Here is a 16,379-nt window from a genome sequence, read left to right on the forward strand (position 1 = left end):
CGCTATCTATATCAGAATCTCTCTACCTAGGCAAATATTTCGATTTACTTATTGCTAATTATTTGAATATGTCTGCTAAACCCGATTAAATCAACTTTTTATCACTTTTTGGGGCTTGTCTGACGAACAAATTCGAGCCTTGATTCCACCCAGAAGCCTTCAGGTGAAAGGCTTGTGGCATAGGCCAGTACTTCGACCCCGGCATCTATGGCTTCGTTCAATAAGTCGGCATATTTTGAATCTATATGGCGGGCCGCTGATACGGTTTTTATCCCTGTATGTTGCACTAAAAACACCAATACCCCACGTTGGCCACTTTTGACCACTGACATCAGTTCCCGCAAGTGTTTTTGACCACGGCTGGTGACAGCATCGGGAAAGTAACCATGACCCTCTTCCAAGAGTGTGGTGTTCTTCACTTCGATATAGCAATCAGCCTCTGCCCCTTCGCTGAGAAAGATATCGATACGGCTGTTTTCATCACCGTACTTCACTTCCCGCTTGAGGTTTTGGTACCCCTGCAGTTCCTTGATGACACCCGTTTGGATCCCTTCCTCTACCAGAGCGTTGGCCCGCCCTGTGTTGACACCGATCAGGTCGCCTTCAGGGGTTTGCATCAGCTCCCAGGTGTGGGCGTATTTACGCTTGGGATTGTCCGAACAGGAGAACCAAACCCGCTCGCCGGGGAACTGGCAGTTCTTCATTGAACCCGTATTGGGGCAGTGCAGGGTAATCTCAGTCCCATCATCCAGCCTGACATCGGCCAGAAAGCGTTTATACCTTTGGATCAAAATGCCGGATTGCAGTGGCGGGATAAACTCCATCCCCATCTCCCTGAAGTTGTTGAAAACCCCAAAGCCTAGCAGGCTTTACAGTTGGCAACAATTCTCATTCGGCGCGGGGCTTCAAGTGCCGGGCAGGAATGCAGTACACTGGGACCAATTGTGGCGCGAAGGCGCTCACTGCATAAAGAAGAAGGAATCGAAATGAGTCAATCCATGAAGATAGTGCTGACCCATGAGGCCCCTGCGGCCCATTGGGGCAAGGCCGATGTAACCTACAATGCTGAGCAGGCTCAGATCCACCTGCAGGGAAACGATGCCCTGCGACAAATCCAGATGGCTGCCCGTAAGCTGCGTAACCAGGGGATCAATCAGGTTTCTTTGGTGGGAGAGGGTTGGGACCTCAACAGTCAGTGGGCCTTTGCCCAGGGCTTTGTCACTGCCAAAGGCGGACATGAGATCCAGTGGGCCGGTGATGAGGCACTCAAGGGCGCGCTGACCAGCAGGGCTTACAGCGCATCGTTTGCCCGCAGTCTTATCAATGAAACCCCGGAAAACCTGCCACCACTGAAACTGGCGCAGCAGGCGGCCAATTGGCTGGCCGAACTCGGCGGTGACAAGGTCAGCTACCGGATAGTTGAAGGGGAGGCCTTGTTGCAGGAGCAGTGGATAGGCATTCATGCGGTTGGCCGCGGCAGCGAAAGGCCACCTGCATTGCTGGAACTGGACTTCAACCCTCTGGGTGAAGATGCTCCCGTGTCCGTCGCGCTGGTAGGTAAGGGGATCACCTTTGACTCAGGCGGTTACAGCATCAAGGCTTCCGAAGGCATGCTGGGCATGAAGGCGGATATGGGCGGCGCGGCAACTGTTACTGCGGCGCTGGGGCTGGCGATTCAGAACGGTCTCGACAAGCGGGTCAAACTCTATCTCTGCTGCGCCGAGAACCTGATCAGTGGTCGTGCCTATAAGCTGGGAGACATACTGACTTACAAGAACGGCACCACGGTTGAAGTGGTCAATACCGATGCCGAGGGACGCTTGGTGCTGGCCGATGGTCTGCAGGCCGCCTGCGCCAGCGGTGCGACTCGGGTTATTGATGCCGCCACCCTGACCGGCGCCGCTGTGATGGCCGTTGGCCGCAACTATAACGCCATCTTCTCCCCCAGCCAGCCTCTGCTGGCGTTGACGCAGCAAAAGGCGGCTCTAGTGGCCGAAAATGTTTGGCCTTTGCCGCTGGAGCCTTGGCATAAAGAGATGTGCCCTTCTGCCTATGCCGATACCGCCAACAGCCGCCCGGTAAAAGGTGGCGGCGCCGGTGGCGCTTCCAATGCCGCCGGTTTCCTGTGGCGTTTTGTCAATGAAGGTGTGGATTGGCTGCATATCGATCTGGCCGCCGCATTTGAAGACAATGCTTCAGCCCTCTGGGCTGCAGGCGCCACGACTCATGGTATGTTGACCATAGCCGAACTGCTGGCGGACTGAGTCATAGGGAATTAACGCCCAAACCAAGCCGCCCACTGGGCGGCTTTTTAATGCCGGTGTATCGCTATTTTTTCAACAAAGGGAAGTGCAGGATGAAGTTACGCAAGGCAAGAAAGGAAGACGCACAAGCTGCCTGGGATATCCGCAATCTGGCTATTCAAGCCGGTTGCCGGGGATTTTACGCAGATGAAGAGCTCAGAATTTGGACCCAAGGCGAGATGCCCTCTGTCTTTATCACCATGGTGGAGAGAGACTTTTATCTGCTCGAACATCAGGGAAAAATACTGGCGACCGGCATGCTGGATAACAACCGAATTGAAGCCCTGTTCGTGCATCCACAAGCCATGGGCCAAGGGCTCGGGCGTGACTTGCTCGCTCATCTCGAGTCTTTGGCGCGTGAAAGAGGCGTGACTGCGCTGACGCTGGAGTCTACCCTCAATGCCGCCGACTTCTATCGTAGCTGTGGCTTTTGCGGTGAGGGGATAAGCCAATATCACTCCCCAAGAGGTATAGTGCTCGACTGCGTGGTGATGCACAAGGCGCTTAAGTGATTCAGTTGCTTAACGGCCAGCTGGCCAATATCCGGTACTCGACGCCGGTTGGAGTACTCAAAGACTCGTAGAGTTGCAGCTCGCTTGGCGTTAAATCGAGCGTTGGAATATGTTCGAGTTTCGGTAGGTTGCCGGCCCTTCGCATCAAGGTGATATGGGGCCGGTAATCATATTCGCTGTTATGCAGCCCAAGGTTTGTCGCCAGTTGTTGTGCCGCCCCGGCGAGCGCCATTAGTGCCGGATCTTCGGCTGTGCCGGCCAGGCAGAGTATTTTCGGCCCGGGCCAGAAACAGAGATGCTCGAGCCGCACCCGAAAGCGTTTCAAGGGCAAGTCGGGAATGGCGGCGAGTAAATCCCCGAGCTGTTCTGCCGTCACCTGGCCGAGAAACGCCAGGGTTAGGTGCAGATTGGCCTCAGTCACTTTCTTGAGACCGGGGGCTGACGGTTCATCAGCTTGTTCACATGCTTGCTGCAACGTCAGTAAGCTCGCTCTTTCTGCCGTGGTTGGCGCGAATCCCAGAAATAGCCTTTTAGGCGTAATTGAGCTCATTTTTCGTTCCCGGTTAAGACCTTGGCCTATACTGTGACTTGTACCATTGTACACAGGAGTCGATTCACTCGGTGAGAATGAAAAGCAATGGTATCGGATGGATTCTTCGGATCAAAAAACAGTCGTAAGGAAATGACCCCATTATGCCCGCGAGTCTTGCCAATCAATTACAACATGCTCTGGTGGATGTCTTCAGCGATTCTCCGCTGATCACCTTGGAGCAGAATGTTGATCGCGCCCTGGAGATCATCACCCGACAACTGGATTGTGACGGGGTGTTTGTGCTGGCGGCCGGTAAGACACCGGGGCGACTCAAGACCCGCAATCTCTACCTCAAACCCCAATTCAAGACTCAGCAAGCTTCCCGGGAGTGGGGGCTGGGGAACATGCCTTTTTTTCGCAATCTGTTACGCCACCCCAAACTCCTGACCTTGGACAGTATTGAAGAGCTTCCCAAGGAAGCTCAGGAAGAGAAACGTTTCTTACGCCAATGGCAGGTGCGCAGCCTGTTGGTGCTGCCGCCACTGCATCTGGGGGATACCCATATCGCCGTTGGCGCCCTGCAATGCGGCGGCGAAAAGCGCTGGCAGGAAGACTTTGTCAATGAACTCAGCCATGCGGCGGCCATGATAGGCTCGGCAATGGAGCTGACCCGTATCGCCTTGGCGCTGCTGGCCAGTGAGCGCAAGTATCAGGAGCTGTTCCAACAGTTACCCCTGGCTTGCGGGCAGTTGGACAGCAGCAACCAACTGACCATGATGAACCGGATAGCCAAGCAGACACTGGTGGCCGGTGACAGCAAGGATCTGCTGGCGTTGGTGCGTGAGGATGACAAGGGGATTTTGCTTGATACCCTGGCCGTGGTACGCGATGGGGTATTGAATCAGGCCTGGTGTGAGGTTGGTTTTCTGCATGGACAGGAGCTCTCTTGGCAAAAACTCAGTTTCAGCCGCAGTAAGGCTGATAAGCGTACCCTGGTGCTGATGGCTGAGGATGTCAGTGAACGCCACAGATTGGCCAGCGAGCTGTCATTTCACGCCAATTATGATGCGCTGACCGGCCTGCCCAACCGGGTGCATTTCGAAGCCCTGCTGGCCAAAGTGCTCGGCGAGGAACAGGCGCCGCCTGTGTGTATTGCCTTTGTGGATCTGGACCAGTTTCGGGTGATCAACAATGTCAGCGGTCATATCGCGGGTGACAGGCTCTTGTGTCAGGTGGCGCAGCGGCTCAAGCAGCTGGTGCGCAAGGGGGATGTGGTGGCTAGGCTCGGCGGCGATGAGTTCGGGATCCTGATGCATTTTTGCAACCCAGAGTCGGCTAAACATATCGCCGAGCGTATCTGTCAGCAGCTGTTCAATCACGAATTCAACTGGGAAAACCGCAAACACGGGGTCTCGGCCAGCATAGGCATAGCCCAGTTGGATCCGGCAGCCCAGGACATTTATACCGTCATGGGCCAGGCCGATGCCGCCTGCCGCCTGGCCAAGGAGCAGGGGCGCAACGGCTGGTTACTCTACGACAGCAGCGATCCCCGCCTCAAGCGGCTCTACAGCGAAATGACCGCCTCTGTCGATGTCCTCGGGGCTCTTGCCAATGACAGATTTGAGCTCTATTTCCAGGAGATCCGCCCGCTGGAGGCTACAGATAGCGGCATGCATCTGGAGATCTTGCTGCGTATGTATCAGGAGGAGGGAGAGATGTTGTCTCCGGCGATATTTCTGCCAGCGGCCGAGCGTTATAACCTGGCATCCAGGGTGGATCGCTGGGTGATAGATCATCTGCTGCTCTGGGGCAATAGGCATCTTGAGTTGTGGCAATCCCTGTCTTTGGTGTCGCTGAACCTTTCGGCGTCCTCGCTCGAGGATGAGGAGTTTATGGACTGGCTTGAGATGCGCCTGCTGGCCGAACCCGAATTGGTCGATAAGCTGTGTATCGAAATCACCGAAACTTCGGTTCTCAGCCAGCTAGAGCAGGCCCACAGGTTGATTGAGCTGCTTAAACCCCTGGGTTGTAAGCTGGCGATGGATGACTTTGGTGCCGGCTTTTCCTCTTTTGCTTACCTTAAACAGTTGGCGGTGGATTATGTGAAGATTGACGGCCAGTTTGTGCTCAATCTCTGTGAAGACAAGGTGGATCAGGCGATTATTGCCGCCATGTGCCAGTTGGGAAGGCAGATGGAGTTTCAAACTATTGCCGAGTTTGTGGAAACCGAGGCCATAGTGGCGAAACTGCAGGAGCTGGGGGTGGATTATGCTCAGGGCTACGCCATAGGCAAGCCCAGGCCCTTACTTGAGCTGAGTGAGTCCAACCGCAGTTGTGCCAATGCTTATTGATTCATACAGGCTGGCACAGACTGACATCAGGATACCTGGTGTAGTTTGCAGGACATGCTCAGGGCCTTCCTGTTAGCCACGGCGGCTGAAACTGGTTACACTGAGCGCCTGTTTTTGTAAGCCATGCCCTGAATCTTGAACGACTTACCCATTCAATCCCTGTTGCCTCAACTGCGCCAAACCTTGGCCACTTGTCGGCAAGTTATCCTCGAGGCGCCTACCGGAGCCGGTAAATCCACCGCGCTGCCCTTGGCACTGCTCGACTGGCCGGAAATCGACGGCAAGATCCTCATGTTGGAGCCCCGGCGGGTTGCAGCGCGGGCCATCGCCGGCTTTTTGGCGCGCCAAAGAGGGCAGGCACTGGGGCAAGAGGTGGGGTTCAGGGTTCGCGGTGAGAGTCAGGTCAGCGGCAACACCCGACTCGAGATCATCACCGAGGGGGTACTGACCCGCATGATCCAGCAGGACCCTGAGCTCAAGGGCGTTGCCATGATCATTTTCGATGAGATCCATGAGCGCCATCTGAGCACAGATCTCGGTCTGGCGCTGGCACTGGAAGTGCAGGCCTCATTGCGGGACGATTTACACTTGCTGGCCATGTCGGCAACGCTCGAAGGCTTGCCGTTACAAACCTTGATGCCGGATGCCAAGCTGCTTGTCAGTGAGGGCCGCAGCTACCCTGTGACTATCGCCTACAGCGCCGCTTCGGCGCAGAGGCGCAGCGGTTCGGGTTCCGGCTCTGGCATGGCACCTTGGCTTGAACATATGGGGCGGCAGTTGCTGGCGCTGCTGGACCCTCAGCAGGCCTGCGCTTTGGGGGTTAGCGAAGCGCAGCAACAGGGCTCGATACTCGCCTTCCTGCCGGGACAGGGGGAAATTCAGCGCCTCAAGCACTATCTGCAATCCAGAGTTGCAGCCAATGTGCGCATTTGTCCTCTCTACGGCTCATTGAGTGCAAAAGAGCAGGATGCGGCGATTGCCCCGGCCAATGCCGGTGAGCGTAAGCTGGTACTGTCCACCAACCTGGCGGAATCCAGTCTGACCATAGAGGGGATTACTCTGGTGGTGGACAGTGGTTACAAGCGCCAGGCCAGTTTCAACCCCCGCAGCGGCGTGACCCGTTTGGGACTAAAGCGTATCAGCCAGGCATCGGCCACTCAAAGAGCCGGGCGGGCTGGGCGCACCAGTGCGGGTTTTTGCTTAAGGCTTTGGGGCCAGGAGGAGCACGGCCGCTTGCCGCAGGCGGATGAACCGGAAATCTTGCATGCCGACTTGCTCTCCATGGCCCTGGATGCGGCCTGCTGGGGTGTGCGCAGCCTCAGTGACTTGCCTTTACTGACACCACCGGCCAGAGCCAATGAGGCGGTGGCCTGGCAGCTGTTACAGTCGCTGCAATTGGTTGACCCGCAACGTAAGCTTACCGCCCATGGCCGCGCGGCCTATGCACTGGGGGCGCAGCCGCGGTTGGCGCACATGCTGCTCCGGGCGCAGAGTTTGGGGCAGGGGCGCGGCGAGCCTGAGCTCGCCGGTCTGGCTTGTCTGCTGGCTGCCTTATTGGAGGCCAGAAGCCTAGCGGGCAACGGCGCCGATATCATGGATAAACTTTCTCAGGCCACTCAAGGCCTTGAAACCAGACAAGTCGGCAACTGGCTCAGACGCTTAGGGCTTAATGGCAAGGCGGCGGATTTTCTGAAATTGGCGAATCGTGCCGATTGTGCTCTGTTGTTGGCGTTGGCATTTCCTGACAGGATAGCCAAGGCAAGAGGCATCGAGGGTTACCAGTTGGCCAATGGCAGCGGCGTGGTGCTCGATGCCGGTGACAGCCTCAGCGGCTGCGAGTTTCTGGTGGTGGCCGACTATCAGGAAACCGAGGGCCGCAGCGCCGGCCGTATCTACCTGGCGGCCGAATTACCGGTGGGGTTGCTGGAAAATGAGCTGGCCTTTCTCTGTACATGGCAACAGCAGGCGGGCTGGGATGAGTCCAAGGGACGTTTCTTTGCCGAGCGCCAACTGCGTCTGGGGGAGATAGTACTCAAGCGGGAGGCCGAGAAAGAGGCGGATCCCAAGCTGAGGGCTCAGGCGATTATGGCGTTGCTGCGCAGTAAAGGCTTGGCACTGCTCAATATGGATGAGGATGTCAGGCAGCTCCAGTTCAGGCTGGCACTGGCAAGATCCAAAGATCCGAGCCTATTTCCGGACAGCAGCGATCCGGCGCTGCTGGATTCTCTCGAAGAGTGGTTGGAGCCATTTTTGAGCGATATCAAGCAGCTAAAGGGATTAATGGCATTGGATATCAAGCAGCTGCTGCTCAATCGCCTCGAGTGGCAGGCGCAGCAGACACTGAATGAATGGCTGCCGAGTCATTGGAAAATGGCCACGGGCACCCGGGCACCGATCCGCTATGATGCCGGCGGCAGGGCGCTGCTGAGTGTGCGTCTGCAGGAAGCGCTGGGCATGGCCGAAAGCCCGCGGCTGCTGCAAGGGGAGTTGACCGTAACCATGGAACTCTTGTCTCCGGCGCAGCGCCCTTTGGCGCTGACGGCCGATCTGGCCAGTTTTTGGCAAGGGCCCTATGTCGAGGTGAAAAAAGAGATGCGTGGGCGCTACCCTAAACACCTGTGGCCCGACGACCCGGCCAATACTTTGCCGACTAAATTCACCAAGAAAAAGACCTTGAATATCCAGTAGTAAATTTTGGGATAAGCATGACCACCAAGAAAAGTACCACGAAAAAAAGTACCAGAAAAACCAGCAGCAAGAGCAAGCCGGCGCAGCAAAACCCCGGGCTATGTCGCAGGTTATGGTCGATAACCTGGAAGCTGGCCCTTATTCTGGTAGCGGCGTTGACTATCTATTGTATCTACCTGGATCAGATCATCGCCCGTAAGTTTGAAGGGCAGAAGTGGCACCTGCCGGCGCAGGTGTTCAGTCGCTCCATGGCACTCTATCCCGGGGCGGCGGTGAGCCATGCCCAGCTGATGGCCGAACTTAAGCTGCTGGGCTATCGCAAGGTGGCCAATCCGCGCCAGGTGGGGGAGTTTTCTGCCTCCAGTACCCGAATCGAGCTGTGGCGTCGCCCCTTCCTGCATCCTGAGGGTAGCCAGGCAGAGCAGCGGGTGATGATAAGTTTCGACTCCAACGGCGTCACTTCAGTGGCGCGCATGAGCGACAAACGCCAACTGGCGGTGTTTCATCTCGAACCTGTACTGCTGGACAGGATCATCGCCGGCGATGGTGAGGACAGGCTTTTTGTACCAACCGAACAGATCCCCGAAAACATAGTCGAAGCGCTTATTCTGGTGGAAGACCGCAGCTTCTATGAGCACCACGGGGTGAACCCCTTTGCCATCGCCCGTGCCCTGCTGGTCAATATCAGCGCCGGTCGCACGGTACAGGGCGGCTCTACCCTGACCCAGCAGCTGGCGAAGAACTTCTTCCTCTCCAGTGAGCGCTCCTTGATCCGTAAGGCCAGAGAGGCCTTGATGGCGCTGATTATCGATTTTCGTTACAGCAAGGATGAAATCCTCGAGGCCTATCTCAATGAGGTCTACATGGGACAGGACAAATCCAGAGCCGTGCATGGCATGGGGCTGGCATCGCAATTCTATTTTGGCCGCCCCGTAGGAGAGCTGACCCTGGCGCAGCAAGCCTTCCTGGTCGCCGCCATCAAGGGGCCATCTTACTACAACCCCTGGCGCTATCCTGACAGGGCTCAGGAGCGGCGCGATCTGGTGCTCCGGCTCTTGATGGAAGGCAGCAAAATTTCTGTCGACCAATACAAGGCGGCAGCGGAGTCGCCGCTGGGATTAAGGCGCTCGGACAAACCTGTGCACCAGAAACTGCCGGCCTTCTTTGCCGTGGTCAAACAGGAACTCAAGGATCGCTACGGTGCGGCGCTGCTGAAGCAGTCCGGTGTCAAGGTCTATACCACCTTGGACCCCATGGCGCAGGAAGCAGCCGAAAACGCCGTTGAGCGAACCCTGAAGGAGCTTGGCAAGAAAGATAAAGAGTTGCAGGTAGGCATGGTGGTGACCGACAAGTACAGCGCCGGTATCGCCGCCATGGTGGGCGACAAGGTACCTGGCTACGAGGGTTTCAACCGGGCGGTGGAAATTCGCCGTCCCATAGGTTCACTGGTCAAGCCCTTTGTTTATGCCACGGCGCTGGCTCAGGGCAGCAAGTTCAATCTCGCCAGCCCCCTCAAAGATGAGGCCATTACCCTCAAGAATGAGCAGGGCAAGACCTGGTCGCCACAGAATGTGGATCGCAAGTTCCGTGGCCAGGTGCCACTGTTGACGGCGTTCAAGAAATCGATGAATGTGCCGACCGTTAATTTGGGGATGAATGTCGGCGTCGATGCCGTGGCCGCGACGCTAAAAGAGGCCGGCTGGAATGAAGCTGTATCGGCTTATCCTTCCATGTTGCTCGGCGCCGTGAACGGTTCCCCCTTGATGGTGGCGCAGGTATATCAGACCCTGGCGGACGGTGGCCGTTATCGTCAGCTCAATGCGGTGACTGCCGTGCTGGACAGCGACAACCAGCCCCTGCCTGTGGCCAGTATGCCACGCCATGAGGCGATAACGCCTGCGGCCAACTATCTGGTGCAGTACGCCATGACCAAGGTGGTGGAGTCCGGCACGGCTTCGCGTCTAGGGGCGGCCTTCCCCGGCGTGATGCTGGCGGGCAAGACGGGCACCAGCAACGACCGCCGCGACTCCTGGTTTGCCGGGTTTGACGAGCGTAACGTTGCCGCCGTTTGGGTTGGCCGCGATGACAACGGCAAGACCCAGTTCTATGGCAGCAGTGGTGCCATGACGGTTTATCAACGCTTCCTCGCCGAGCGGCCGCCACTGGGGCTGAGGTTGCCGCCGGTCAACGGCGTGGTGCAGGGCTATTTCGACCGGGATACAGGCGCGGCGAAACAAGCCGATTGCCGTAATGTGGTGGCGGTACCTGCGCTGGCCGACAGTTATCACCCGGCGCCCAACTGCGGTGAACCTCTGCCTTGGTGGAAGCGGATCCTCGGTGGTTAACCGTGTAGAGGCTAAGGAAGGTGTGAACAAGTCCCATGTGTGCTCTGCGTCGGCTTACGGGCCTGGATGCAAGGCGTGGTTCGCAGCAAATGGCCTTAGCCCTTTGCAAGAGGCACAACACAGCAGGCAGGCCTGTAAGCCACGCCCTTCGGGGCTTTCACAGCAACCGGCTCTCTGCGTTATCCGACTTCGACAGGCCCCGGCATGCCTTCAGTCAGATGCCTTGAACGCCAATTGTTGTGCAAGCCACTCTCTACAAAAGAGAGTGCCACGAGGACTTATTCGCACCTTCCCTAATAGACACTAGATAGCAAAAAGGCCACCTCCGGGTGGCCTTTGACTTGTTTGAGAATATAGCGTGTTATCGTTATACCGTCTGATTTCAGCGGCGACGTCTGGTGACGGCGGCGACACCGGCAAAGGCCAGGAACAACCAACCCAGGCTGCCGCCTTCATCTTGCTTGGCATCTTTTTCGGTAGCCAGGAAATTGATCAGATCGGTCAGTTCGCCCAGGGTGCGAATTTCTCCCAGGTTAACCATATATTTGTCGTTTACCACGAAGCTTGGCACGCTCTGAATGGCAAATTCATTCTGCTGCTTACGCCACAAGGCGATGACATCATTGATTTTCTTGCTGTCGGCCAAGGCATCATACTGGCTGACATCGACGCCGTTGGCGGCAAACAATTGCTTGATATCGTCGCGGCTATTGATAGCAGAGGTGTGCTTGTGTCCAGGGGCGGAATGGTCATGGCCATGGGCCCCTTCCTCGCCCTGAATGGCGGCAAACATAGGATGAACCAGCTTATCAGTCGCGCCCAGCTCTTGCATGATGGCCAGAGACTTCATCACCTCAGTGCCCAGATCGCTGTTCATAAAGTCGACATGCTTGCTGTCAAAGCTGACTTCTTTATTGAGACCGGCCTTGATGTCCGGCAGATACTGGGTTTCCATGCTGAAGCAGTTATGACAGTAGAAAGAGAAGAACTCGGTGAGTTTGGGTTCTTCACTGCCTTTCTTGGCTATCTGGGTATAGTGTTTACCTTCGATAAAGTCGGCGGCGTTGGCGGCCAGCGGGATCAGGGTAAGTGCCATTGCGGCAACCAGTGGCTTGAGCAAAATAATCTCCTCAGAATTGACCGGGCGCAGCGCCCTTTGCTGTCAGGTTAGTGTGACTGGCTTAATTATGACTTAAGCGTCGGCGCCTTTGGCGGCCATTTCTGTGAGCGAGGCTAAGCTTTGACGGTTTGCCTGGTTATTCAACCTCGCAGGGCTTGCCAGGCTTCGCAGATCTGTCTGAATTTGGCGGCATCACCACCTTGCCTGTCCGGGTGCCACTTCAGCGCCAGTTTACGCCACTGGCGACGGATCTCCTTGTCGCTGGCGTCGGCTTCCAGCTCCAATACCCGCAGTGCCTCTCGTTGGGCAAAACGGCCGGGACACACGCCAATATAATCCTGATAACTGTTCCAGAAGGACTCCAGCATCTCACGAACAACATTGACGCAGGTGTCGTAGTTGTTCCAGTCGAGGTAGTAGTCTCTAAGTGCCGAGTCATCCTGTTGCAGTTGCAGCACATTGGCCGGTGGGATCCGCAGCAATATGATATCCATGGCCTGTACCTGCAGCCATTGGCCCGGCAACAGCATGTGTTGCAGTTCGTAGAGGGCATTCATCAACAGGAAGTTGCGTTTGAACAGATCTTTCTCGGGCAGAGGATCCAAGTTGTGCATCAGTCCCTGTTGCTGTAATTCGGTGGCGAGGTGATGCACCTTCCAGGAGCGGTTGCTGCGTTTGAGCAAGCTGAGCAGCGGCCAGATAAGCGGGTTATCGCCCTTGAGTCGGGTCGGCTTGACCTCAGTGGTCTCTGGCTGGGCCAGCGCGGGTTTGGCAAGCAGCATGGTAGCAATCATTCATCCTGAACTGACGATAAAATCTACTATGCCACAGGTGTCCGTGGGTGCAAGGTGAAAATAATGGAACCCGGCGTGGAGCCGGGTTCTGAAAGGGATGATGTAAACTCGTTCCTCGTTAGATCTTGGTAAACAGCTCTTCTTGAGGCAGGCGAGACTTGGGCAGCTTGGCGTTGAAGTCAGACTCGTCATGGTAGCCAAGAGCCACAACCACGCTGGCGGTCAGGCCCTGTTCTCTCAGACCCAACACCTGGTTGAGCTTAGTCGCATCGAAGCCTTCAATTGGGGTTGCATCTATGTCCAATACGCTGGCGCCCAGCAGCAGAGTACCCAGCGCCAGATAGGTTTGTTTCTCCATCCAGTGCTGCAGATCCTTAAGTTCGAACTTGTGCATATTGGTGAAGAAAGAGCGGCCGTTGTGTTGGCCTTGCTTGGCGTTTTCGTCGGCGAAGCGGCCATCGGCATCTTCTTGCTCAAGCAGACGCAGCAGATGGGCTTCGTCCATGTTGTTGCGGGTACAGAGTACTACCACGTGGGAAGCGTTGAGGATCTTTGGCGTGTTGAAGCCATAGTCTGCGGTAGACTCGGCAATTTTGGCTTTGCCTTCATCTGTCGCGGCCAGTACAAAGTGCCATGGCTGGGAGTTCACCGAGGAGGGGCTGAACTGCAGCAGACTCTGCAGATCTTCAATTTTATCCTGGGGGATCTTCTTGTTGGGATCAAAAGCCTTAGTGGTATAGCGCTTTTTGGCAAGGTATGTCAGATCTGTCATGTCACTGCTCCGGACAAATGAGGCTGAAATTGTTTTGGCATTCTACGATCTTTGTTGCGCTTTACAACAGTGTTTCTGCTGCAAGCTATATCAAAAATAAATTGAAAGTACGCTGGTGGGGAACCACCTCTCGGTGCCAACAAGATTGCGTTTGCATGTTTTTGGCTATTAAATTGCGTTTGCTGTATATCTTGGTTAATATATGGACAGGTTTATGGCGGAGCAGCAAAGATGAATACCCTAGAGAAAGCCAATGCAGCCGAGGTATTATTCAAGGCGTTTTCCAATGCTTGCAGCGAGTTACAACTTACCCAGGCCGAGGCCAGCCGTATCATAGGTGTTAATCCCAGCACCTTGAGCCGTAACAGCGGCAAGGGGTTTAAACCCGATTCCAAGCAGGGGGAACTGCAGTTGCAGCTTATCCGCCTGTATCGCTCGTTGTATGCCATAGCGGGTGGTGAGAAAGCCTTTATGCGTCACTGGCTCAACAGCCCCAACAAGGCGCTGAATGGGACCCCCAAGACTTTATTGCAAACCGTGGTTGGCCTGGTGAGTGTTAACCAATATCTGGATGCGATGCGAGGCAAGGTCTGACAGCCATAGCCGGTGACAGGAGACAAATAACTGAAAATGGATTTTAGCGCGTTAGAGCCGCAGGACTTTTTCCCTCGCCCTTACCTTGGCCGCGGTTATCGCCTGGTCGAGTCCCAGGAAGAAGCCGCCACCCTGAGCCTGGTGGATGATTTTGACGAACAGATGCTGCTTGAGTCTCTGCTCGATGAGGTTAAACCGCCTTACCGAAGTGGAACAGAGCACTTGCATTATCTGCTCAAGACCCCGTTTCGTTATCCGCCGCTGCGCCATGGCTCGCGCTTTGGCAGTATCACAATGGAAAGCTTCTTTTATGCCAGTGAATCCTGGCAGACCTGTTTGGCCGAAGTTGCTTACTATCGTTTTGTCTTTATGGCCGACATGCTGGAGCCTTATCTGGAGCCGCTGCGCTCTGAGCATATGCTGTACTCTGTGGATATCAATGCCCGCGATTGTGCCGACCTGACGCTATTGCAGGGGCAGGAAGTGCAGCAGCAACTGACTCACAAGTCGAACTATACCTATACCCAGGCTATGGGGGCCTGGCTGCTGCAACAGCAGGCGCAGATGATCCGCTACACTTCGGCCAGAGCCGAAGAGGGCGTTAACCTGGCGCTGCACGATCCTTTGGTGTTGCAATCAACCGAGCCGCAGGAGTGTGAATACTGGATCTGCCAAAGCTCGGCCGACAAGGTGGCTTTCAGTCGTCGTAATAGCCGCAGCATGCCATTGACTTGGTTTTTAAAAGACTTTTTGCAGGACGGGCAGTTGCCGCGTCCTGCCTGAGTGCAGAACTTAGTCAGGATTGCGTGGTGATAAACAGCGGGTTGGAATAGAACCAGAGATCGCCGTAGTTACGCTCATTGATGTCGTTGTACCATTGCTGCACCTGCTCCCCTTCGGCCTGTGGCAACACCTCTGAACGCAGAGGAGTGCCCTTGTTGGTCAAGCCGCTGACGTTGTAATCCAGGTTAGTACCACGCAGGCGGAAATACTGCTTGCCATCGGCGATAAAGCTGAAGCTCATGTTGTAGAAGCCATCGCTGTCTTTTTGCCAGTCGGCCTGGGTGAATGACTTGATCACCCGGGTGCTGTCGTTGGTTTCCTTTTGCCAGGCAGCCGTTCCCGGCTTGGCCCGCTCACCGATATTGCCGGCAATTAAATCGATATGATGTACTCCCGGATTAATACCTGCGTAGTGTTCATTGCCGATATCGCTTTCCTTGTTATTCAGCTCAGGGCTGCGGAACCTGATATTGATAGTGACCTTGTCGCCGGCCTTGGCGCTCAAGGTTTGTCCCATAGTGATGGTTTGCTTACCGCTATTCATCTGGAAATCCAGCCCATCGATGAGATCGCCAAATACCGCAAAGCTGTTCCCCGAGCGTAGCCCTTCCAGCAGGGCCTGGGTGCCTTCACCCTCAACCCAGGTGTAATTCTTGGCGTATTCGCCGGGATAATAACTGCTGGCGTAAGGTGGCCTGGTCTTGAAGTGAATATCCGAGTTACCCATGTTCCAAATCCTGCGCCCTTCGCCCAGCAGCGCATCCCACCAACCGCCGACTTCGGCCACGACGGGATCGACACCGCCGTAAACACCGCTCGATCTGTCACCATAGTCACCGCGGTTGCCACTGAACTGGCCTCCAACCATGCCTTCCACCAGGAAGAAGACCTCAGGCGCGGCATCGTGAAGCTCCCTGACTTCGGCTATGGTGTAGCTGTCGAGATAGCGTCTGGGGTGATTGAGCATGCCGTAGCTCTGTTTGGGGAAGTGTTGCTGCAGCCAGGCGAGCGCCGCTACGGCATCTGCATGGGTTTGATTCTGACGCTTGACGCCGGCGGCCTCCCAGGCGGCGAGATCTTCGGCTGCGAAATCCTTCGGCTCATTCTTGGCACTGAAGCTGTACTCGAAGGTTTTAATCGCATCCAGAGTCTGCTGTTCATCGGCCAAGATGGCGATATTGAAGTGTTCGTGAGTCGGCATATCCCACTCAAAGCCGGAGTAAACCAACTTGCCCGGGTAGTTGGGCATCAGGCTGGCGAGTCCGGGTTTTTCGTAGCGGGTGAGGGCATCATAGAAGAGAATGCCGCCTAGATCGTTATCTTCATTGTCCTGGCTGTTGTTGCGCATATGGTTGGTCAGGCTCATATAATCCAGACCAAAGTCCTCGAAGCCCCACTTGAGAATATCGGCCTGGGTCTCTCTGGCATCCTGGGAAACCGCAGTGTGAACATGAAGATCGCCTTTGAGCCAGCGACCCGTTACCGGCTCGGGAGTTTGAGTGTCGTTATCTGAGTTACAGCCGGCCAGCAGGGCCAGAGACAACAGTGACAATGCTGCGACTTGATGGGATTGACGCACGAATAA

The 16,379-nt window shown here is 55.7% G+C and carries 13 protein-coding genes; 7 read left to right on the forward strand and 6 right to left on the reverse strand.

Annotated features, from left to right (window positions below):
• Positions 1–101 precede the first annotated feature (101 nt).
• A complete protein-coding gene (gene sfsA, locus ACSHSR_RS04815) occupies positions 102–824 on the reverse strand; it encodes a DNA/RNA nuclease SfsA (RefSeq protein ID WP_025010052.1) in 723 nt (240 codons plus the stop codon).
• Positions 825–986: 162 nt separating this feature from the next.
• On the opposite strand from sfsA, the gene pepB reads away from it, so the two are divergent.
• Together pepB and ACSHSR_RS04825 are read left to right on the forward strand one after the other, a co-directional pair.
• A complete protein-coding gene (gene pepB, locus ACSHSR_RS04820) occupies positions 987–2,264 on the forward strand; it encodes an aminopeptidase PepB (RefSeq protein WP_025886963.1) in 1,278 nt (425 codons plus the stop codon).
• Between the two features lie 92 nt (positions 2,265–2,356).
• Positions 2,357–2,815, forward strand: coding sequence for a GNAT family N-acetyltransferase (locus tag ACSHSR_RS04825; RefSeq protein ID WP_109248968.1), 459 nt, complete (start codon positions 2,357–2,359; stop codon positions 2,813–2,815).
• A gap of 1 nt (position 2,816) precedes the next feature.
• Here ACSHSR_RS04825 and thpR read toward each other — a convergent pair whose 3' ends face one another.
• Complete coding sequence (gene thpR, locus ACSHSR_RS04830; RefSeq protein WP_109248967.1) at positions 2,817–3,365, reverse strand: RNA 2',3'-cyclic phosphodiesterase; 549 nt, start codon at positions 3,363–3,365, stop codon at positions 2,817–2,819.
• 143 nt (positions 3,366–3,508) lie between these two features.
• Here thpR and ACSHSR_RS04835 point away from each other — a divergent pair, with 143 nt between their 5' ends.
• The 3 genes from ACSHSR_RS04835 (at position 3,509) to mrcB (ending at position 10,731) form a co-directional block, all read left to right on the forward strand.
• Positions 3,509–5,698 (forward strand): putative bifunctional diguanylate cyclase/phosphodiesterase, encoded by a 2,190-nt coding sequence (locus tag ACSHSR_RS04835; RefSeq protein ID WP_144165121.1) that lies wholly within the window; start codon positions 3,509–3,511, stop codon positions 5,696–5,698.
• A 135-nt stretch (positions 5,699–5,833) separates the two neighbouring features.
• Entirely contained in the window at positions 5,834–8,386 is a 2,553-nt protein-coding gene (gene hrpB / locus ACSHSR_RS04840) for an ATP-dependent helicase HrpB (protein WP_479631310.1), read from the forward strand.
• Between the two features lie 17 nt (positions 8,387–8,403).
• Positions 8,404–10,731, forward strand: coding sequence for a penicillin-binding protein 1B (gene mrcB / locus ACSHSR_RS04845; RefSeq protein ID WP_109248964.1), 2,328 nt, complete (start codon positions 8,404–8,406; stop codon positions 10,729–10,731).
• Between the two features lie 382 nt (positions 10,732–11,113).
• Here the strand turns inward: mrcB and ACSHSR_RS04850 are convergent, their stop codons facing one another.
• The 3 genes from ACSHSR_RS04850 to nfsB all read right to left on the reverse strand — a co-directional run bounded on the left by ACSHSR_RS04850 (position 11,114) and on the right by nfsB (position 13,417).
• Positions 11,114–11,851: a DsbA family protein gene (locus ACSHSR_RS04850; RefSeq protein WP_045283713.1), complete on the reverse strand. Its 738-nt coding sequence runs from the start codon at positions 11,849–11,851 to the stop codon at positions 11,114–11,116.
• 140 nt (positions 11,852–11,991) lie between these two features.
• Positions 11,992–12,633, reverse strand: coding sequence for a DNA-J related domain-containing protein (locus tag ACSHSR_RS04855; RefSeq protein WP_479631507.1), 642 nt, complete (start codon positions 12,631–12,633; stop codon positions 11,992–11,994).
• 130 nt (positions 12,634–12,763) lie between these two features.
• The gene (gene nfsB, locus ACSHSR_RS04860; protein ID WP_045283714.1) at positions 12,764–13,417 is read right to left on the reverse strand and encodes an oxygen-insensitive NAD(P)H nitroreductase; all 654 of its coding nucleotides are present in this window, start codon (positions 13,415–13,417) and stop codon (positions 12,764–12,766) included.
• A gap of 231 nt (positions 13,418–13,648) precedes the next feature.
• Here nfsB and ACSHSR_RS04865 point away from each other — a divergent pair, with 231 nt between their 5' ends.
• Together ACSHSR_RS04865 and ACSHSR_RS04870 are read left to right on the forward strand one after the other, a co-directional pair.
• The gene (locus tag ACSHSR_RS04865) at positions 13,649–14,011 is read left to right on the forward strand and encodes an MbcA/ParS/Xre antitoxin family protein (protein ID WP_025011540.1); all 363 of its coding nucleotides are present in this window, start codon (positions 13,649–13,651) and stop codon (positions 14,009–14,011) included.
• A 36-nt stretch (positions 14,012–14,047) separates the two neighbouring features.
• Complete coding sequence (locus ACSHSR_RS04870; RefSeq protein WP_054744620.1) at positions 14,048–14,794, forward strand: RES family NAD+ phosphorylase; 747 nt, start codon at positions 14,048–14,050, stop codon at positions 14,792–14,794.
• 13 nt (positions 14,795–14,807) lie between these two features.
• Here the strand turns inward: ACSHSR_RS04870 and ACSHSR_RS04875 are convergent, their stop codons facing one another.
• Positions 14,808–16,373, reverse strand: coding sequence for a CehA/McbA family metallohydrolase domain-containing protein (locus tag ACSHSR_RS04875; RefSeq protein ID WP_208165848.1), 1,566 nt, complete (start codon positions 16,371–16,373; stop codon positions 14,808–14,810).
• Positions 16,374–16,379 lie beyond the last annotated feature (6 nt).

Source organism: Shewanella sp. VK101 (assembly GCF_056497865.1).